Origin of the sequence: Cellulosimicrobium sp. AB352, from assembly GCF_049538415.1 — a bacterium.
GTDB lineage: Bacteria > Actinomycetota > Actinomycetes > Actinomycetales > Cellulomonadaceae > Cellulosimicrobium > Cellulosimicrobium funkei.
The window spans coordinates 135,719-153,829 of record NZ_JBMVFX010000008.1 but is presented as its reverse complement, the minus strand read 5'-3'; the positions used below and the strand labels follow the sequence as shown (position 1 = coordinate 153,829).

At 74.8% G+C, this 18,111-nt stretch carries 17 protein-coding genes; 6 read left to right on the top strand and 11 right to left on the bottom strand.

Translation table 11 applies throughout. The features are described from left to right. Positions 1 to 55 precede the first annotated feature (55 nt). Together ACPCUX_RS08180 and trpS are read right to left on the bottom strand one after the other, a co-directional pair. The gene (locus tag ACPCUX_RS08180; protein WP_157446677.1) at positions 56 to 475 is read right to left on the bottom strand and encodes a hypothetical protein; all 420 of its coding nucleotides are present in this window, start codon (positions 473 to 475) and stop codon (positions 56 to 58) included. Between the two features lie 692 nt (positions 476 to 1,167). Next, positions 1,168 to 2,283: a tryptophan--tRNA ligase gene (gene trpS / locus ACPCUX_RS08175; RefSeq protein ID WP_423388525.1), complete on the bottom strand. Its 1,116-nt coding sequence runs from the start codon at positions 2,281 to 2,283 to the stop codon at positions 1,168 to 1,170. 208 nt (positions 2,284 to 2,491) lie between these two features. On the opposite strand from trpS, the gene ACPCUX_RS08170 reads away from it, so the two are divergent. Continuing rightward, complete coding sequence (locus ACPCUX_RS08170) at positions 2,492 to 3,364, top strand: SMP-30/gluconolactonase/LRE family protein (protein ID WP_415297927.1); 873 nt, start codon at positions 2,492 to 2,494, stop codon at positions 3,362 to 3,364. A 16-nt stretch (positions 3,365 to 3,380) separates the two neighbouring features. On the opposite strand, the gene ACPCUX_RS08165 is transcribed toward ACPCUX_RS08170, so the two are convergent. Then, positions 3,381 to 4,235, bottom strand: coding sequence for a fumarylacetoacetate hydrolase family protein (locus ACPCUX_RS08165; RefSeq protein WP_043653780.1), 855 nt, complete (start codon positions 4,233 to 4,235; stop codon positions 3,381 to 3,383). 38 nt (positions 4,236 to 4,273) lie between these two features. Next, positions 4,274 to 5,278, bottom strand: a complete 1,005-nt coding sequence (locus ACPCUX_RS08160; RefSeq protein WP_423388524.1) for a C-terminal binding protein — start codon at positions 5,276 to 5,278, stop codon at positions 4,274 to 4,276. A gap of 70 nt (positions 5,279 to 5,348) precedes the next feature. Here ACPCUX_RS08160 and ACPCUX_RS08155 point away from each other — a divergent pair, with 70 nt between their 5' ends. Beyond that, positions 5,349 to 6,161: an SDR family NAD(P)-dependent oxidoreductase gene (locus ACPCUX_RS08155; RefSeq protein ID WP_336727984.1), complete on the top strand. Its 813-nt coding sequence runs from the start codon at positions 5,349 to 5,351 to the stop codon at positions 6,159 to 6,161. Positions 6,162 to 6,209: 48 nt separating this feature from the next. Continuing rightward, positions 6,210 to 6,542, top strand: coding sequence for a nuclear transport factor 2 family protein (locus ACPCUX_RS08150; RefSeq protein ID WP_021482951.1), 333 nt, complete (start codon positions 6,210 to 6,212; stop codon positions 6,540 to 6,542). A gap of 9 nt (positions 6,543 to 6,551) precedes the next feature. Here the strand turns inward: ACPCUX_RS08150 and ACPCUX_RS08145 are convergent, their stop codons facing one another. From ACPCUX_RS08145 to ACPCUX_RS08115, 7 genes are all read right to left on the bottom strand, one after another. Continuing rightward, positions 6,552 to 7,058, bottom strand: a complete 507-nt coding sequence (locus ACPCUX_RS08145; protein ID WP_423388523.1) for a hypothetical protein — start codon at positions 7,056 to 7,058, stop codon at positions 6,552 to 6,554. Then, complete coding sequence (locus ACPCUX_RS08140; RefSeq protein ID WP_423388522.1) at positions 7,055 to 7,606, bottom strand: signal peptidase I; 552 nt, start codon at positions 7,604 to 7,606, stop codon at positions 7,055 to 7,057. The genes ACPCUX_RS08145 and ACPCUX_RS08140 overlap by 4 nt, the downstream gene beginning before the upstream one ends. Positions 7,607 to 7,701: 95 nt before the next feature. Next, positions 7,702 to 8,244 carry a DUF4232 domain-containing protein gene (locus tag ACPCUX_RS08135; RefSeq protein WP_423388521.1) on the bottom strand — a complete coding sequence of 181 codons (543 nt, stop codon included), beginning with the start codon at positions 8,242 to 8,244 and terminating at the stop codon, positions 7,702 to 7,704. A gap of 435 nt (positions 8,245 to 8,679) precedes the next feature. Further along, entirely contained in the window at positions 8,680 to 9,519 is an 840-nt protein-coding gene (locus ACPCUX_RS08130) for an SDR family NAD(P)-dependent oxidoreductase (RefSeq protein WP_423388520.1), read from the bottom strand. Next, positions 9,516 to 10,832 (bottom strand): enolase C-terminal domain-like protein, encoded by a 1,317-nt coding sequence (locus ACPCUX_RS08125; RefSeq protein WP_423388519.1) that lies wholly within the window; start codon positions 10,830 to 10,832, stop codon positions 9,516 to 9,518. The genes ACPCUX_RS08130 and ACPCUX_RS08125 overlap by 4 nt, the downstream gene beginning before the upstream one ends. Beyond that, complete coding sequence (locus tag ACPCUX_RS08120) at positions 10,829 to 11,626, bottom strand: SDR family NAD(P)-dependent oxidoreductase (RefSeq protein ID WP_085388495.1); 798 nt, start codon at positions 11,624 to 11,626, stop codon at positions 10,829 to 10,831. The genes ACPCUX_RS08125 and ACPCUX_RS08120 overlap by 4 nt, the downstream gene beginning before the upstream one ends. Next, on the bottom strand, positions 11,623 to 13,278 hold the full coding sequence (locus ACPCUX_RS08115) for a hypothetical protein (protein WP_423388518.1): 1,656 nt from the start codon (positions 13,276 to 13,278) through the stop codon (positions 11,623 to 11,625). Before ACPCUX_RS08115 ends, ACPCUX_RS08120 begins: the two co-directional genes overlap by 4 nt. Before the next feature lie 148 nt (positions 13,279 to 13,426). Here ACPCUX_RS08115 and ACPCUX_RS08110 point away from each other — a divergent pair, with 148 nt between their 5' ends. The 3 genes from ACPCUX_RS08110 (at position 13,427) to ACPCUX_RS08100 (ending at position 18,025) form a co-directional block, all read left to right on the top strand. Then, positions 13,427 to 14,116 (top strand): GntR family transcriptional regulator, encoded by a 690-nt coding sequence (locus ACPCUX_RS08110; protein WP_086149077.1) that lies wholly within the window; start codon positions 13,427 to 13,429, stop codon positions 14,114 to 14,116. 169 nt (positions 14,117 to 14,285) lie between these two features. Beyond that, on the top strand, positions 14,286 to 15,350 hold the full coding sequence (locus ACPCUX_RS08105; protein ID WP_423388517.1) for a GNAT family N-acetyltransferase: 1,065 nt from the start codon (positions 14,286 to 14,288) through the stop codon (positions 15,348 to 15,350). A gap of 407 nt (positions 15,351 to 15,757) precedes the next feature. Continuing rightward, positions 15,758 to 18,025 carry a peptidase C14 gene (locus tag ACPCUX_RS08100; RefSeq protein ID WP_423388516.1) on the top strand — a complete coding sequence of 756 codons (2,268 nt, stop codon included), beginning with the start codon at positions 15,758 to 15,760 and terminating at the stop codon, positions 18,023 to 18,025. Positions 18,026 to 18,111: the final 86 nt, after the last annotated feature.

The window sequence follows — 18,111 nt, the reverse complement described above, 5'->3', positions numbered from 1 at the left end:
AGCACTCCCCTCGCGCGCCGGTGCTCGGTGCGACGCACCGAGCACGGCGCCGGCATCAGCTCTCCGTGAGCGAATGCGCCGAGACCACCACCTCGACCGAGGAGACCTGCTCGGCGAAGACCCGGACTCCGTGCTCCTCGACGATCCAGACGCCGTCCTCCTGCGAAGAGCGGCCCCACCCCGCCGCGCCCAGCGCGTCCGACACCGCGTCCCCTGCACCGGCCGGGACCTCGTACCGCATGCGGACCATGGTCGGGTCGGAGTCCCCGCAGGCGTCGTGCGCCTCGACGAGAGCGAGCGGCGCGCCGGACGACTCGACGGCACCCGCCGCGATCTCGAGGATCGCAGCGTTCCGCTCCTCACAGCTCTGGAACAAGCCGCACCCCGAGACACCCAGGGTGACCGCGACAGCAAGCGCCGCCACCCCCAGCCGAGTCGCCTTCACGCGAGTCCTCCCTTCCTGTGCACGCTGCATGCTGCATCGATCAGAGGGCGAACGAGACCCGCAACCCGGTCCTCGGTGAGCAGCCTGTGCGGCCACGCGGGCCCGGTCGAGGAGGCAGGGCCTCTGGCCTGCACCATCTAGATCCGCCTCCCTACAGCAATGATGACGACAATAGAGGCAACTACCGGAATGCCGAGCCACGGGGAGAGCGCGAGCAGGCGGTCGATGAAGACGAATCCAACAACTCCAGGAATCGCGCAAGCAATCAGAAACACCCATCGCATCGCACGATAGGAAGCATGCTGCTCGCGAGGCTCACCAACCACAGGTCTTCCCCGTTCACCACGAGACAGACTTGCTGACGGCAGCGCCCCTGCGCCATCTTGGTCCACGGGCCCCAGCGGCCTGAGACTCGGAACTGCGCGTGTCGTCCCGCCGCGGGACGGGCGCACATGTCGACCGCCGGACCTGTTCGTTCTCAGCACACCTTTCCCCTGCCTTCTTCACCGAGAAGATGCGTCGAGCGCGCGCTCAACCTGCTGCCTCGCTGACGGCTCCAGAGATCGCGCCAGTGAATGCGGCCTTCGCGTACCTCTCTCGGACCACCCAGCAGAGAGTTGTCGGGATAGTAGGCGACCGACAGTGCAGCGCTCGCGGCCGCACCGGCAATCACGGTACGGCTGACACCCGCCGGCGGCCCGCCGCGCGAGGGACGTCCTGCGTCAGTACGCGGTGCCCATGAGCTCGCGGACCTCGGCGAGGGTGCGCTCCGCGGTCGCGTTCGCGCGGGCGTTGCCCTCGCGCAGCACGTCGAGCGGGTCGGGCCCGTCCCCCGCGGCGAGGGCACGACGGCGCGCCCGCAGGGGACGCAGATGCTCGACGAGCGCGTCGGTCACCACCTGCTTGAGGCGGCCCGCCCCGGCGGCACCGACCTCGTCGGCGAGCGCCTCGGGCGTCGTCCCGGCGGCGAACGCGCCCAGCGTGAGGAGGTTCGCGACCTCGGGCCGGCGCTCGGGCTCGTACGTGACGTGCCGCTCGGAGTCGGTGCGGTGGCGGCGGACGAAGCGCGCGGTGGCGTCCTCGTCGTCGCGCAGCTCGAGCGCGTTGCCCGCGGACTTGCTCATCTTGCGCCCGTCGGTGCCGAGCACGGTGGGCGCGGGGGCGAGCAGGACGTCGGGCTCGGGGAAGTAGGGCTGCGCGGCGGCGTAGCGCTGGTTGAAGCGTCGCGCGACGGTGCGCGTGAGCTCGACGTGCGGGAGCTGGTCCTGCCCGCCGGGCACGAGGTTGCCGTGGCAGAACAGGATGTCGGCCGCCTGGTGCACCGGGTAGGTGAACAGCAGGCCGCTCATGGGACGGCCCTGCCGTGCGGCGGCCGCGACGGCCTCGGCCTTGACGGTCGGGTTCCGCTCGATCTCGGCGGTCGTCACGAGGCTGAGGAACGGCAGCAGGAGCTGGTTGAGCGCCGGGACCGCGGAGTGGGCGAAGACCGTCGTGCGGGCGGGGTCGATCCCGGCCGCGAGGTAGTCGAGGACGACCTCCCGCACGGTGGCGCGCAGGTCCCCGGCGTCGTCGCGGTCGGTGATGACCTGGTAGTCGGCGACGACGAGCACGACCTCGACGCCGTCGTCCTGCAGCCGGACGCGGTTCGCGAGGGTGCCGAGGTAGTGCCCGAGGTGCAGCGCGCCCGTCGGGCGGTCGCCGGTGAGGACGCGGAAGCCGGACGGGTCGGTCGCGAGCCGGGCCTCGATCTGCGCGGACCGCTCGCGGGCCGCCGCGACGGACGCGGTCGACGCTGCGGACGAGAGGGCCGACGGCGCGGGGTCGAGAATCGTGGTCATGGTGCTCTCCTTCGGTGGGGAGCCACGCACCACGCCCGGTCGAGGACCGGACCGGCCCGGACATGACGACGTCCCGGCTGCGGCGCGCAGCTCGGGACGTGGGCAGGACTGGTCACGGCTGCGGAGGCAGCCACCACCAGCTCTGCGTGATCATGCGTCCACCCTACGCCCGCCGCGCGGGCCGACGGCCCTCGGCGAGAATGGTCGGATGCCTGAGATCTCCGTCGAGAACGTCACCGGTCCCGTCGCCTACCACGCGGAGGGCCCGGTGTGGTGGCCGGGCTGGGGCGGCCTGCGGTACGTGGACATGCTCGCGGGCGACCTCCTCACTCTGCGGCCCGACGGCGGCGTCGACCGCCTCCACGTGGGCGACCACGCGGCCGTGGTGCGGCCGCGGACCGGGGGCGGGTTCGTCGTCGGGCTCGCGCGGTCGGTCGCGGTGGCGGACGGCGAGGGCGCGCCGGTGCGCGCGCTCGCGTCGCTCGTCGACGACCCGACGGTCCGCCTCAACGAGGGGGCGGCGGCGCCCGACGGCGCGTTCTACGTGGGCGGCCAGGCCGAGGGCGAGCGGCCGAGCGCGCTGTACCGGGTGGAGGCCGACGGGTCGTCGCGTGTCGTGCTCGACGGCGTCGAGGTGTCGAACGGGCTCGGGTTCTCGCCGGACGGGTCGCGGGCATACTACGTCGACTCGGCGACGCGACGGATCGACGTGCTCGACGTCGTCCCCGTCGCGGAGGACTCGCGCGGTCTCGTGCGGCGTCGCGCGTTCGTGGAGATCGACCCCGACGACGGCATGCCGGACGGCCTCACGGTCGACGCCGAGGGTGGCGTCTGGGTGGCACTGTGGGGCGGCGGGGCCGTCCGGCGCTACTCCCCCGACGGCACGCTCGACGCCGTCGTCCCGCTCCCGGTGTCGCAGGTGAGCGCGTGCACGTTCGGCGGCGACGACCTCGACCGGCTGTTCGTCACGACCTCGCGCCAAGGGCTGGACGACCCCGACGCGGACGAGGCCGCGTCGGGGTCGCTGTTCGTGGCGGACCCGGGGGTCCGGGGGCTCCCGGCCCTGCCGTTCGCGGGCTGAGCGGCCCCGCGGGTGGTCAGCGGACGGCGTCGCGCACGCGCTGCTCGGCGCGGCCCAGGCCGTCGATCTCGAGCGTGACGACGTCGCCCGCGCGCAGGTAGGGGAAGCGCCCGGACAGGGCGACGCCCTGCGGGGTGCCGGTGTTGATGAGGTCGCCCGGCTCGAGGACCATGTACTGCGACAGGTGGTGCACGAGGTACGCGACGTCGAAGATCATGTCGGCCGTCGTCGAGTCCTGGCGGGGCTCGCCGTTGACCCAGGACCGGAGCCCGAGGTTCTGGACGTCCACCTCGTCGGCAGGGACGAGCCACGGGCCGAGCGGGTTGAACGTCTCGCAGCTCTTGCCCTTCGACCACTGACCGCCGGAGACCTTCATCTGGTAGTCGCGCTCGGAGACGTCGTGCGACAGGACGTAGCCCGCGACGTGGTCGAGCGCCTCCTCCGGGGACGACAGGTAGCGCGCCCGGCGGCCGATCACGACGCCGAGCTCGACCTCCCAGTCGACCGTCGTCGCGCCGGGCGGCACGAGCACGTCGTCGTGCGGGCCGACGACCGTGTTCGAGTGCTTCCAGAAGACGATCGGGACGTCGGGCGGCGTCGAGCCGGACTCTGCGGCGTGCTCCGCGTAGTTCATCCCGATGCAGACGACGGCGGTGGGCCGGGCGACGGGCGCGCCGACGCGCAGCTCGTCCGCGCCGTCGAGCACGGGCAACGCGCCCGCGGCGAGCGCCGCGCGGACCCGGCCGACGCCGTCGGCCGCGAGGAACGCGCCGTCGATGTCGCGGGTGAGCGGGTCGAGGGAGTACACGACCCCGTCCTCGCGGACGGCGGGACGCTCCTGGCCGAGGGGGCCGAGTCGGACGAGCTGCACGGGTGGGTCTCCTAGGTCGGGGCGGGTGGCGCGGTTGCTCAGGCGAGGGCGCGCGCGTGGTCCGGGTTGACGATCGACGGCACGGGGCGGCCCGCGAGGAAGTCGACGGCGTTGCGTGCGGTGTGCACGGGGAGGTCCTGCATGGCCTCGGGCGAGAACCACGCGGCGTGCGGGGTGAGCAGCACGTTGTCGAGCGTGCGCAGGCGCGAGTCGGCGGGCAGCGGCTCGGTCGCGTAGACGTCGAGCGCGGCGGAGCCCACGTGGCCGGACGCGAGCGCGTCGGCGAGCGCGTCCTCGTCGATGAGCGGCCCGCGGCACGTGTTGACGACCCGCACGCCCGGCTTCGCGGCCGCGAGGGTGCGGGCGTCGAGCAGGTGGCGCGTCGACTCGGTGAGCGGCGCGTGCAGCGTGATGACGTCGGCGCGCGCGACGGCCTCGTCGATCCCCACGGCCTCGTGCCCGTCGGACGCCACGGCCTGCGGGTCGACGAACGGGTCGTGCACGAGCACGCGGTAGCCGAGCGCGCGGGCGGAGCGCGCGACCTCGGAGCCGATCCGCCCGTACCCGATGACGGCGACGACGGTGCTGGACAGGCGCGCGGCGTGCTGCGCCGTCGGGGCCCACGTGCCCGCGCGCAGCGCGCGGTCGTAGGCGACGAGGCCGCGGTCGAGCGTGAGGATCATCGCGACCGTGTGGCTCGCGACCTCCTCGATGCAGTAGGTCGGGGTGTTCGCGACGGCGACGCCGCGCTCGGTGGCGGCCGCGACGTCGACCATGTCGTAGCCGATGCCCATGCGCGAGACCATGCGCACCCCGCCCGGGCCGGCGACGGCGTCGAGCACGCGGGCCGTGATGGGGGCCCACTGCACGACGAGCGCGGAGGGCGCGGACCCGCTCGCGGCGGCCTCCTCGACGGCGGCGATCACCTCGTCCTCGGTGCGCGCGGCGGCGCGCACGGCCCGCAGCCCGGCGGCGTTCAGGGTGTCCTCGCACGCGGTCCCGGGCAGGTCGCAGTCGGTGATGACGACGGTGTCGGCTGTCATGCGATGGATGCTATAGCAAATAGCACCCTCGACCAACCCTCGGGCCGATCGGATGCTATAGCGTGGCCTCATGACCCTTGCCCCGGACGGCGCCCGCCGCCGCCTCGCCCTCGTCACCGGCGCCAGCTCCGGCATCGGTGCCGCCACCGCCCTCCAGCTCGCGCGCGACGGGCACGACGTCTGGCTCACGTACACCGGCGGCGAGGCCGGCGCGCGCGCCACCGCCGCCCGGTGCGAGGAGGAAGGTGCCGCGACGCGCGTCTCGCGCCTCGACCTGCGCGACACCGCGTCCGTCGAGGCGCTCGTCGCCGAGGTCACGGACGCCTGGGGACGCCTCGACGTGCTCGTCAACAACGGCGGCGTGTGCCCCTACCGCGCGCTCGACGACATCGAGCTCGACGAGTGGGACCTCGTCATGGAGACCAACGCGCGCGGCACGTTCGTGCTGTCGCGGGCCGCGCTGCCGCTGCTGCGCGCGGGCCGGCCCGAGCCCGCGGGCGCGACCGTCACGCCCGACGAGCGGGCCGCGCGCGACCGCGCGATCGTCAACCTCTCGTCCATCGCGGGCGAGCAGGGCGCGCTCAAGACCGGCGTGCACTACGCCGCGAGCAAGGCCGCGATCCTCGCGATCACGCGCTCCTTCGCGCGCATCCTCGCGAGCGAGGGCATCCGCGTGAACGCCGTGACGCCCGGCCCCGTGACGAGCGCGATCACCGACCAGCTCGCCCCCGACGCCCGCGCCGGGCTCACCGCGTCCATCCCCCTCGGGGACTTCGGCACGCCCGACGACGTCGCGTGGGTCGTCGCGTCCCTCGCCTCCCCACGTGCCGGGTTCGTCACCGGCGCGACGTACGACGTCAACGGCGGCGTCCGGATCGACTGACGCCCCGCCCGCCGCACACCGCGCCCACCCCTGCCTGAGGAGGCACCCATGAGCACGTCCCCGTCCGCCGTCGTCACCGCCCAGGTCGACGCCTTCAACGTCCGCGACCTCGACGGCTTCTGCGCGACCTACGCGCCCGACGCCGTCGTCAGCGGCGTGACCCCCGAGCCGATCGTCGGCCGCGACGCCCTGCGCGCGTTCTACGCCAGCCGGTTCGAGGACACCGCGCTGCACTGCGTCATCGACGCGTCCGTGACGTTCGGCGACCGCTGGCTCGTCGCGCGCGAGCTCGTCACGACGTCGAACGGCACCGGCGAGACCATCGCGACGTTCGAGGTCCGCGACGGCCTCATCACCCGCGCGAGCATGGTCAAGGGCTGACGCCCCGGCCTAGGCGCCGACGGTGAACTGCCCCTGGAACGGTGAGGGGTGCCACTCGTGCGTGGTGAAGGTGACCAGCGGCGCGTCCCACGAGTCGACGACGCCGTCGTACATGCGCACGGTGCCCTCGGCCCACGGCCACGACCGCGTCGTGCCGGTGACGCGCGAGAGGTCGACCGTGATGCGCGCGGAGGTCCCCTCCGCGCCCTGGTAGCCGTCGACCTCGACGGTGAACACCATCCCGCCGTCACGGACGTACCCGTCCACGCCGGGGTCTCCCCACTCGTACGCGACGTCGACCGCCGAGACCTCACAGCTGCCGACCACCTCGCCCGACGCGTCGCTGACGATCTCGCAGCCGTTCCCGGTCGACCAGTCGCGTGCGGTGGCCGTCGCGGAGAACGTGGCGCCGTCCGTCCAGGCGGCCGTCGTGGCGGGAGCGGTCACCTGCACGAGGAGCAGGCACGCCAGGAGGGTGGCGGCGGCGCCCGCGAGCCGTCGCAGGGTCCGGCTCACGGCTCGCTCCGCGAGGGCTGGGGGCTGGGGCGCCGGTCGCGTGCGGGTTCGTGTTCGGTGCGCGCGGCGGGCATCCGGCTGAGCGCGAGGAGCGCGGCCAGGGCGACGAGCAGCGGCACGGCCGTGCTCGGGCGGGTCAGGCGGGTGATGAAGTCTCCACCGCCGGGAACCTGCCACCGCGGGCTGAGGACGGTGTCGTCGGTGACGACGTAGGCGCCGCCGTCCTCGGTGTCGTTCGCGTCGCCCTGCATCCGGACGTGCCAGGTGCCGTCCTCCTGCTGGGCGATGTCGATCACGCGATGGGTGACCAGCACCCCGGTGACCGGATTCGGCAGGGATACGACGTCGCCGACCTCGACCTGCTCCACCGGCACGGGGGTGTCCAGGAGCAGGTCGCCGGTCATGATCGCCGGTTCCATCGAGCCTGACACCACGACGAGAGGTTGGACCAGGCCTGCCTGGCCGGCAGCCCACAGGGCGCCGCAGAGCACGCCGATCACAGCCAGCGTCCACACCAGGACGTCAGCGAGGGCTTTCAGCGCGCGCAAGGATCATCACCTCCACCACTACGTAGGACCGAGCGCGACGGCTGGGCAGATCCCGAGCCTCCCCAGCCGTCGCGCCGAGCGCAGGCAGCCGACGCCTACGCCTGGCTGACGCCGGTGAACGACACCGTCAGGGCACCCGTCGCACCCTGGTACGAGGGGTCCCAGTCCTCCGGGGTCGTGATCGTCAGGGTCGCGGTCGTGGTCTCCGCCGGGGACAACAGCACGTCGGCCGGGACGCTGACCGTCGCGCTGGCCGGATCGGACCCCTCGAACAGGGACCCGGTGGCGCTGACCTCGGCCTGCCCGCTGAGGCTGAGGTCGACCGACCCCGAGTTCTTGAGATGCAGCGTCACCTGCCGCGTCTCCCCCTGGTTCATGCGAGCGAACGCCGCCTCGTCGATCGCGACGGCCACCCCGTCGCCGACGGTGTCGGCGTCGACCCACGACGTGCCGTCGGTGCTCGCCTGCAGCTCGACCTGGGCGACCCCGGCGCTGCCGGTGAACCACGCCTGGTCGGTCCACGAGGCGCTCGTCGCCGCGGCCCCGATACCCAGGACTGCGACTGCGGCGAGCCCGAAGCGCAGGGAGGTCTTGCGATCGCGGCGCTCGGTCTCGACGGCGGTCTCGATGTTGGACACAGTGTGCTCCTCTCCCACATGAGCGCCCTGCCGGGCGGGACGGTCGCGTGCGTCATGCGGGAGCGTTCAGCGCTGGACGCCTCGCCGGGCACGGGCACAGGTGGACCGGGCACCGGTTGTGGCGCCCTCGCCCCGCGATGTCGTCACGCCGGGCCCTGATGGCCCTGGCTGCGGTCGTGGCGCCGTCGCCCAGCGGTATCCGCACGCCGGGACAGCACCCTGGACAGGTGTCCAGATGTCCAGTTGACCGATCACCATTATATGAGCGTTCGGCGGGCATAAGAAAAGCGCTCGGCGGGCCGTGGGCAGTCCGCTCGGTCGTCGTCGCGACGACGGGACGAGAAGCGAGAAATGGCCGCTGTCGCCGGCCTGCCAGGGGCCACGACTCACTTCTCGCGCCGAACGCTGCGGGCTCGTCGGGTTCGTGTGCCCGGGTCAGGCGAGGCCGTAGCGCGCGTCGAGGTCGGGGTCGTGGGGCGGGTTGCCGAACGACGCGGTCCAGGCGCCGTCGGCCGCGATCGACTGGCCGGACACGTAGCCGGCCTCGTGGGACAGCAGGAACGCGACGAGCGCGGCGATCTCGGCGGACTCGGCGATGCGGCCGAGCGGCGGGCCCTCGGCGAGGGCGCGCTCCTCGGCGGCCGGGTCGGCCGCGCGGGCGATCTGCGCGTCGAGGTGCGGGGTGCGCACCCCGCCCGGCGCGACGGTGTTGGCGCGGATGCCGTACCGCCCGTACGTCACGGCGACGGAGCGCGCGAGCGCGTCGATGCCGCCCTTGGTGAGCTCGTAGGCGGCGTGGTCGGCGAACGCCGCGCGGCCGTGGATCGAGCCGATGTTGACGATCGACCCGCCGCTCACCTGGTCGGTGAACGCCTCGACGGCGGCGGCGCAGCCCCACAGGTAGCCGAGACCGTTGATCTCGACGACGTCGCGCGCGTCCTGCTCGACCTGCGCCGCCCGCTCCGGGTCGGCGAGCGCGTGCAGCGGCGTGCGGACGGTGATGCCCGCGTTGTTCACCCATCCGGCGAGCGGCGCGAGGTCGCGCGCGGTCCGCGCGGCCTCGCGGTGGGCCTCGCGGTCGCGCGAGTCCCCCAGCACGACGGCGGCGCACGCCCCCTCCTCGACCGTCCCCGAGCCCGGGGTGCGCTCCAGCCCGACGACGGTCCACCCGTCGGCGGTGAGGCGCGCGGCCACGGCGCGGCCGATGCCCTTGCCGCTGCCGGTGACGACGACGCTGCGCCGCTCGCTCGCGGGTCCGTCCGTGGGTCCGGTCACGGGGTCGCCTCCAGGTCGAAGCGGTCGGGGTCGAGCGTGAAGCCCAGGCCGGGCGCGTCGGGCGGGGTGGCGTGGCCGCCGTCGAACACGGGACCGCCGTGCACGAGCAGCGGCGCGGGGTCGTAGGGGTTGCCCGCGGGCGAGCGGTCGAACGTCTCGACGCCGATGCCCGCCGCTCCGCCCAGGTGCACGCTCACCTCGGGGTACACGTGGCTGGACACGATCCTCCCCCGCGCCGCCCACGCGCGCACGAGCGGGTCGGCGGCCGTGATGCCGCCGATCGCGACGACGTCGACGCGCGGCACGTCGAGCGCGCCCCGCGCGTCGAGCCGGGCGAAGACCTCGGGGTCGGTGACCTCGTCGCCCACGGAGAGCGGCAGCCCGGACGCGTCGCGGACGCGCGCCGCGCCGGCCGCGTCCTCGGGCAGCAGCGGGTCCTCGAGCCACGCGAGCGCGGGCGCGCTCTCCCCCGCCGCACCCGTGACGCCCCACGCGTCGAGGTCCGCGAGCGCCTCGTCGGCGTCGCGCCAGCCGAAGCCCACGTCGACGACGACGCCGCTGCGGCCTGCGACGGTCGGGCGACCGGTGACGTGGGGCAGCTCGGCGCGCAGGATCGCGAGCAGGTCGCGCATGAGCAGGCGGTCGGGCGAGCGCGAGATCTTCAGGAGCGGCCAGCCGGCGCGCGCGTGCGCGAGCACCTCGTCCGCGACGTCGCGTGCGGTGCGGCCGGGCGTCGGGTAGGCGGCGACGAGGATCGCGGGGCGTGGCACTGCGACGGCCGCCCCGGATGAGACGTCGCGGGGACTCCCGGCGACGGCACGTGCCGGAACGTCCCGGTCGTCGCCGCCGACACCCGGCTCCGCGGACCCCGCGAGGTGCGGGCCGTCGTCGAGCAGGGACCACACGGGACGACCGGCGAGGCGGCCCGCGAGGTCCCACAGCGCGACGTCGACCAGGCCGATCGCGCGCCGCACGAGGCCCACGCGGCCGACGATCGCGGACCCGCGCAGGGTCGCGTCCCAGGCGGCGCCGACGCTCTGACGTGCTGCGACGCCGTCGGACGCGACGACCTCCCGGCCCACCACGTGCGGGGCGACGAGCCGGTCCACGAGCTCGGCCATGGGTGCCTCGCGCGTGAGCGCGTACGACTCCCCGGCGACGGTGCGGCCGTCGTCCGTCTCGGCGACGACGCGCACGCCGACGTACTCGCGGCGCTCGACCGTCATCGCGCCGAGGCGCAGCGGCTGCGGCAGCGGGACGACCGTCGTCGCGGTGCGGACGGCGACGACGCGCGCGGCGGACCCCACGCTCACTCCGGCTTCTTGGCGAGCGGCACGCCGTAGTCGACGAGGAACCCGCCGTCGACGTACACGGTCTGCCCGACCATGTACGCGGCCTGGTCGGACACGAGCCAGCTCACCGCGTTGCCGATCTCCTCCGGCTGGGCGAGCCGGCGCGCGGGGATGCGCGCGAGGATCGTCTCCTCCGAGAGCGTGCCCTGCGCGACGCCCTGGCGGAACACGCCCGTGTCGATGTACCCGGGCGCGACGGCGTTGACCCGCACACCACGGGCGGCCCACTCGGCGCCCGCGGTCGCGGTGAGCCCGATGACGGCGGCCTTGGTCGTGGAGTACGGGGCCCGGCCGGCGGAGCCGCGGGCCGAGACGGACGAGATGTTGACGACGGCGCCCCGGCCCGCCGCGAGCATGTGGCGGCCCGCGGCCTGGAGGCACGCGAAGACGCCGTGCAGGTTGACGTCCACGACGGCCGACCACTCGTCCCACGTGAGGTCCTCGAGCGCGCGGTGGCGCTGGATGCCCGCGTTGTTGACGAGCGCGTCGATCCCGCCGAACGCCGCGGCGAGGTCGTCGAACGCGGCGCGCACGGCGGCGTGGTCGGTGACGTCGAGCGGGGCCCACACGAGCCCGGGCGCGTCGGGGACGGCGCCGAGGTCGAGCGCGGGGAGGTCGTGCTGCACGACGTCCGCGCACACGACCCGGAAGCCGTCGGTCGCGAGGCGCTCGGCGACGGCCCGGCCGATGCCGGCCGCTCCCCCGGTGACGACGGCGAGCGGGACGCGCGGGGCGTCGGGGGCGGGGGTGGTCACTGGTCCTCCTCGGGGACGGGACGGGTCGGGGGCGCGGCGGACGTCGGTGCGGCGGGTGCCGCTCCGCCGGGGGGCCAGGCGGCGGCGTCGGCGAGCACGTCGTCGACGACGGCGCACGCGTGCCGCTCCAGGCGTTCGAGCGAGCCCGGTGCGAGCGGCGACTGCCACGCCTGGTAGGCGCCGACGTCGTACGCCTCGCGGGTGGGCAGGTAGACGAAGCCGGGCCCGTTGGTGAGGTTCGCGACGACGACCGGCCGCGTCCCGGCGTGGGCGCGCACCGTGCGCTGGAGGCGCGAGTACGCCTCGCCCGGGTGCGCGACGAGCAGCGCCTCGCCGACGCGCCACACCCACGTGGGGTGCTGGACGGTCGGGCCGGTGACGTAGCCGTCGCGCAGGTTCCGCGCGCGGCGCAGGCGCTCCTCGCGCGAGCGCGGGTCGATGTCGGCCCACTCGGCCTCGAGCTCGTCCCACGTCGGGAGGTCGCGCAGGTCGAGGGCGACGGGCTCCGCCACGGCGGCGAGGGTTCGCGCGTCGGGCCGGGCGTCGGCACCGGTGCCGGTGCCGGTGCCAGCGAGCGCGGCCGACGGCGCGGGCTCCCAGACCGCGAGCGGCGCGCCGGACTCGACGACGTGGGTCAGCTCCAGCTCCGTGCCCGGCGGCGGGAGCTCCGCGAGCGCCGCGAGCACGGCGTGGCCGAGCGACGTGCCGTGCCGGTCCGCGACGGCGGTGTCGCCCGTGTACTGCTCGCGCGGGGCGAGCTCGCCCGACGCACCCTGCAGGAATGCGACGGGAGCGCCCGTCTCGCGCTCGACGAGGTCGCGCATCGCGCCCACGTAGTCGGGCGAGACGAGCCGGTTCTGCCAGGCGAGCGTCGTGGGGTGGCACGCGTAGTTGACGATCGTCGCGAGGGTGACGTCCTGGCCTGCGGGCGCGGCGCCGTCGGGCCGCGTCTCCCCGGCGGACGCCGGGCGCGCGGTGAGGCGCCCGACGACGACCGTGTCGTCCGCGGGGTCGGCGCCGGGCGAGCGCGGGGTGCCGGCGTCGGGGTTGAAGCCGACGAGCGGCCGGGGCGGCGTGCTCTCCGCAACGGCTCCCGCGGTCGTGCCCGCGTCCCCGGCCGCGCAGCCGTCGAGCAGCGCCTCGCGGTTGGACGCGAGGCCGCAGCGGCCGGTCGTCCACTCGAGGGTCGCGGGCCGGAGGGCCGCGATCGCCTCCACGGCGGCGTCGGCCGCTGCGCGCGCGAGGTCGTGCAGGTAGGCGACGCCGCGGTCACCGCCCGCGAGGTCCGCGTCGCCCGAGCACAGGACCGGCCCGGCGTGCGTGTGGGAGAGGGAGACGAGCAGGCGCTCGACGGGCAGCCCGGTCGCGTCGAGGACGGTCGCGCGCAGGGTCGCCTCGTCGTCGACCCGGCGCCACCACGTGCCGTCGATCGTCACGAGGACGAAGGGCTCGGCGACCCCGGGGCCGGAGCGCTCCTCCGCGAGCGCCACGGCGGTCAGCGTCATCGCGCGGTGGGCGCCCTCGGAGACGTCCCAGTCCGCCGGGCCCCAGTTGCGCGCCCGGATACCGGGGGCGGGCGTCACGTCGCGGACGGCGACGCCGGCCAGGCCGACGAACGCGGGGACGGGGGCCCGCGTGTGCAGGGCGACCATCGCACCTCCTCTGGGCTCGGGAGTGCCGATGCTATAGCATGTTGTCTTGTCGAGACGCCCCCGGGACGGCACCGTGGCCGCTATCCTTCAGCGGCGCCCGACCCTCGACGATCCGAGCCCGCCGCCCCCACGACACCACGGAGAAACCATGGCGCTCAAGAGCGTGCCGGACCAGAACGTCGCCGACCGCGTCACGGTCGAGCTGCGCGAGGCGATCTTCAGCGGCGACCTCGCGCCGGGCGAGCGGCTCGTCGAGCGCAAGCTCGCCGAACGCCTCGGCACGAGCCACATCCCGGTGCGCGAGGCGCTCACGCGCCTGACCCAGGAAGGCCTCGTCGAGCGGCTCCCCCACCGCGGCGCGCGCGTCGCCGCGCTCACGAGCCGCGACCTCGAGGAGATCTCCAGCCTGCGCACCCTGCTGGAGCAGTTCGCCGTCGTGCGGGTCCAGGACGCCTGGGACCCGGCGAAGGAGGCGAAGCTGCGCAAGACGGTCCAGCAGATGGTCCAGGCGGCGGAGAAGGGCAGCAACGCCCGCGTCTTCGAGCTCGACCGGCGCTTCCACGAGCAGCTCTGGGAGATGGCCGACCACCGCATGCTCATGACGCTCAACGCGCAGCTCCGCAGCCGCATCACCGGCTTCCTGCGCGCCGCGAACGCCGCGCTCGAGCCCGAGGCGCGCGTCGCGCACGCGCGCACCCACGACCTCATCGTCGACGCCATCGCGGGCGGCGACCCGGGCACGGCCCAGCGCGTCATGGCCGAGCACATCGGCGAGGCGGCCGCGCGCCTCGCGAGCCACACGGACGACGAGGCCGAGCCCGCCGCGGCGAACGGCTGACGCCCCGCTCTCGCAGGAGGAGCCCGGATGGCGGCACCGCCGCCATCCGGGGCGTTCGTGCGCGCCCAGCCCGGCCCGCACGGTCCGCCGCGTCGCACGCCGACGGTCGTCCCGCGACCCTACTTTTGCTATAGCATCCCGTCAACACCGGCCCGGACCCTGGACTGCCATGCACCTGCGCACCGCCACGCCCGACGACGTACCCGCGCTCTACGCCCTGTGGGGCCGCGCGTTCGACGCGCCGCTCATGGTGCCGGTCTACGAGACGGACGACGGCCGGCTCGGCCGCACGCACGTCGCCGTCGACCCGGGCGACGGCCGCGTCGTGGGCTCGGTGTACTGGACCCCGCGCGAGCTCGGCGGGCCCGACGGCGGCATCCTCCGGGCGGGCGGGGTCGCGAACGTCGCGACCGCCCCCGAGGCGCGGGGCCGGGGCCTCGTCCGCGCGCTGCTCGCGCGCGCCGTCGAGCAGATGGAGCGGGACGGCGCGGACGTCGCGCTGCTGTTCACCGGCACCCCGGACGTCTACCGGTCGAGCGGCTTCGAGGCGTTCGACGTGCCGCTCCGGCGCGGCGCGCCGCGTCCGGTCGACGAGCCGGACCCCGGGCACGACGACCTCGACGACGACGGGCTCCCGACGGATGCCGCGCCGTCGGACCTCGTGGGCGACGCCCCCGTGCGGACCCGCACCGACCGCCTGCCCGGCGTCCCGTGGCCCGCGTGGTCGGTCGCGCTGCGGTGGGAGCAGCTCGCCGTGCTGCACGACGCGTTCGACACCGTGGCGGACGGGCCACGCCCCCTCGCGACCCGACGCACCGCCGAGCACTGGGAGCAGCGCATCCCGCTCTGGTACTCCGGCGCCGAGGTGCTCACCGCACGAGCCGCCGACGGGGAGGTCGTGGGCTACCTCGTCCTCGAGCCCGAGCCGGACGTGCTGAAGGTCCGCGAGCTCGGCGTCGACCCGGCCTCGGACCGCGCGCACGACGTCGTCGACGCCCTCGCTCGCACCACGCTCCACCGCGCGCACCTGCACGGCGCCCCCGCCGTCGAGGTGCGCCTCCCCGCGCACGCCCTGACCGACCGCTTCGCCGCCGCGGTGCTCGACGCGCCCGTCGTCGCGACCGACACGACGGGGATGCTCCGGCCCGTCCGCGCGGCGGCCGACGTCGTCGCGCACCTCCGCGACGCCGCCGCGGCCGGGGTGGGTTTCCACTGGCCCGGCGACTACCTCTGACCTGCTGACCCACCCCACGAGGTAGAGCCCCGGTCCGCCGAGGTAGAGCCCTGGTCACGCCACCACGGCTCTACCTCGCGCGACCACGGCTCTACCTCGGCGTCGTCGGCACGTGCGCTCCCGTGGGAAGGCAGTTGCTATGGCATTTTTCGAGGCGGTACAGCGATCTGACCTGCGTGGATGCTCGATCAATTGCTCTTGACGATGCCATAGCATCCCGCTACTCTCCGAGTGTCCGGTTCACCGTCGCAACGACGCGCACGAACCCGCTGACCCCCGACCCAGCACCGGAACCGCACGACCCCCGCAGCACCGCTCCCCCGGAACACCCCGCAGCCCCGGGCCGCCGGAGCCACCGCGTCGCCCGCCCGCACGGCGTCCTCCCGACGTCACGAAGGGTGCCCCCGTTGTCCACTCCCCGATCCCAGACCCGCCCCGCGCCCATCAGCTCCGGCGCGACCGACCCCATGACCGCCGAGGCGGTGTCACCCTCGCGCCGCCACCTGCTGCGCGTCGCCGGCATGGCCTCGCTCGCCGCGGGCGCCGTCGCCCTCGGCGCCGGCAGCGCGCACGCGGCGCCCCTCGCCGGCACGCTCCCCGCGAGCAAGAACGACAAGCCCGACGACGAGGTCCTCGTCGCCGCCACCGTCGCGCAGCTCACCGGCTGGAAGGCCAAGAAGCTCGACGACGGCGCCGTCGCCCAGCTCCTCGGCCACGCGACCCCGGGCGACGGCGCGGCCCGCCTCGTCCGCTACGACGCGAGGTCCACCGCGACCCCGAACGGCGGCACCGTCCTCGCCCCCGGCGACGCCGGTGCCACCGGCCGCTGGCACACCCTGCACGCCGGCACCGCAGACTTCCGCTGGTTCGGACTCTTCGGCCCCGAGAACCCCGCCGACGACGCCCTCGACGCCCTCGTGAACGACCCCAGCATCACCCGTATCGAGGCCCGCACGGACCTCAACTTCACCCGGCGCCACACCTACACCCGCTCGAGCCTCGAGCTCGACTTCGGCGGGCGCACGGTCACGACGGAGGGGATCGAGCGCAACGCCCACGACAACCCGTTCGGCGCGGTCCTGTTCTTCCAGGGTCGCGTGACGGACGAGACGCAGCAGCGCACGCTCGCCGCGACGCTCCCCGACCTCACGGACGTCTTCGAGGTCGCGGACGCAGGCGCGTTCGCCGTCGGGCAGTGGTGGGCGCTGCGCTCGGACGAGCGCCCGGGCGGCGGCGGGGACGAGCGCGAGCTCCAGCGCCTCGTCCAGGTCACGCAGGTGCTCGACGCGACGCACGTGCGCGTCGACTACAAGAACGGCTGGGAGCTGCCCGCAGGGCGCGTGCTCACCTGGACGCGCGTCGAGCCCGTCGAGCAGGTGCACGTGCGCGCGATGACGTTCCACGGCTCCGGGCCCTTCGACGGCCCGGCGAACGGCGAGCTGCCCGACGACCGCGAGATGACCGGCTCGCACCCCGTCGCGTTCGAGTACGCGGTGCGCTGCGACGTCTCGGACGTGCACGGCCACCGCACGTGGTGGCCGGTGATCATGCGGCGCTGGAACACCCACTTCGTCACGGAGCGGTGCTCGGTCGCCAACCCGCCGACGGTGTTCTACGGCGGCGCCGGCTACCTCACGCAGCAGATCTACTGCCTGTACGGGCGGGTCTCCGACTGCACGAGCCACAACGCGCGGCACCTCAACGACCTCACGGCGTCGGCGTACTGCCTCGTGGAGAACTGCCACGGCGACGGTGACGACCAGGGCGGCAACCCCTTCACGACCCACGGCCAGTACGAGCACGACCTCGTGTTCGTCGGCAACAGCGGGCTCATGGACATCGCCAACTCGGGCGGCCAGTGGGGCACGGCGGCCAAGCGCATCACGGTCAAGCACCACACGTGCTCGTGGTTCGTCGCGGGCACCAAGATCACGGACCTCACGCTCGAGGACGTGCACGTCGTCGCGCGCTCGACCTTCGACCCGCAGGCCACGCTGACGATCAACGCCGACGGCGCGCAGGTGCGCGGCTGCACGGCCGGCTTCTTCGCCGTCGGGCAGCGGTCGTCGCTGTCGCGGCGCCCGACGGTCGTCGAGGACTGCGCGTTCGCGCTGCCCGCGGGGTCGGTGCTGCACCAGACGCCGGTGACGAACCCCGTGCACTTCGTGCGCACCCGCCTCACCGGCGTGGACGGCACGATCCTGCGCGGTGCGGGCCCCGTGACGTTCACCGACTGCGAGCTCGTCGGCGGCACGGACGACGCCCCGGCCGCGCCCGTCGACCTCGGCTCGGCGGACGTCACCGTCACGGGCGGGTCGTGGCAGGGCGTGGGCGTGCGGCTCAGCGGCGCGCGCGACCAGCGGCTCGTGCTCGACGGCGTCCGGGCCGCCGGCACGACGACGGCCGGAGCCCTCGTCTCGCGCGGTACCGGCGCGGGGGCCGTGGACGTCGCGCTCCGCGGCGCCGACCTGCGGGCCGCCGACGGCACCGCGCACGTCGCGCTGCGGGCGGGCGACCGCTACGCCGCGACCGGGTCGCGGTTCACGGGCGGCCGCCTCGACCTGCCCGACGGCGTGCGCGTCCTCCACGCCCGCAACGTCGAGACCGGCGTCGACCGCGCGGGGCTGCCGACCGCGGGCGACGGCGTGCTCGTCGACGCGAACCTCACCGTGTGACCCGCCCGGGCGACGCCCGGGCACCCTGTTCCCGCCTCCCCACCGACACCCGCGCCGTCGCGCCGGGCCGACGAAAGGACACCCCC

Excerpts from the sequence above, each read along its gene's own strand:
- ACPCUX_RS08115 (WP_423388518.1), bottom strand. The coding sequence starts at position 13,278 with ATGGTCGCCCTGCACACGCGGGCCCCCGTCCCCGCGTTCGTCGGCCTG.
- ACPCUX_RS08105 (WP_423388517.1), top strand. The coding sequence starts at position 14,286 with ATGCACCTGCGCACCGCCACGCCCGACGACGTACCCGCGCTCTACGCC.
- ACPCUX_RS08180 (WP_157446677.1), bottom strand. The coding sequence starts at position 475 with ATGCAGCGTGCACAGGAAGGGAGGACTCGCGTGAAGGCGACTCGGCTG.
- ACPCUX_RS08170 (WP_415297927.1), top strand. The coding sequence starts at position 2,492 with ATGCCTGAGATCTCCGTCGAGAACGTCACCGGTCCCGTCGCCTACCAC.
- ACPCUX_RS08160 (WP_423388524.1), bottom strand. The coding sequence starts at position 5,278 with ATGACAGCCGACACCGTCGTCATCACCGACTGCGACCTGCCCGGGACC.
- ACPCUX_RS08150 (WP_021482951.1), top strand. The coding sequence starts at position 6,210 with ATGAGCACGTCCCCGTCCGCCGTCGTCACCGCCCAGGTCGACGCCTTC.
- ACPCUX_RS08155 (WP_336727984.1), top strand. The coding sequence starts at position 5,349 with ATGACCCTTGCCCCGGACGGCGCCCGCCGCCGCCTCGCCCTCGTCACC.
- ACPCUX_RS08110 (WP_086149077.1), top strand. The coding sequence starts at position 13,427 with ATGGCGCTCAAGAGCGTGCCGGACCAGAACGTCGCCGACCGCGTCACG.
- trpS (WP_423388525.1), bottom strand. The coding sequence starts at position 2,283 with ATGACCACGATTCTCGACCCCGCGCCGTCGGCCCTCTCGTCCGCAGCG.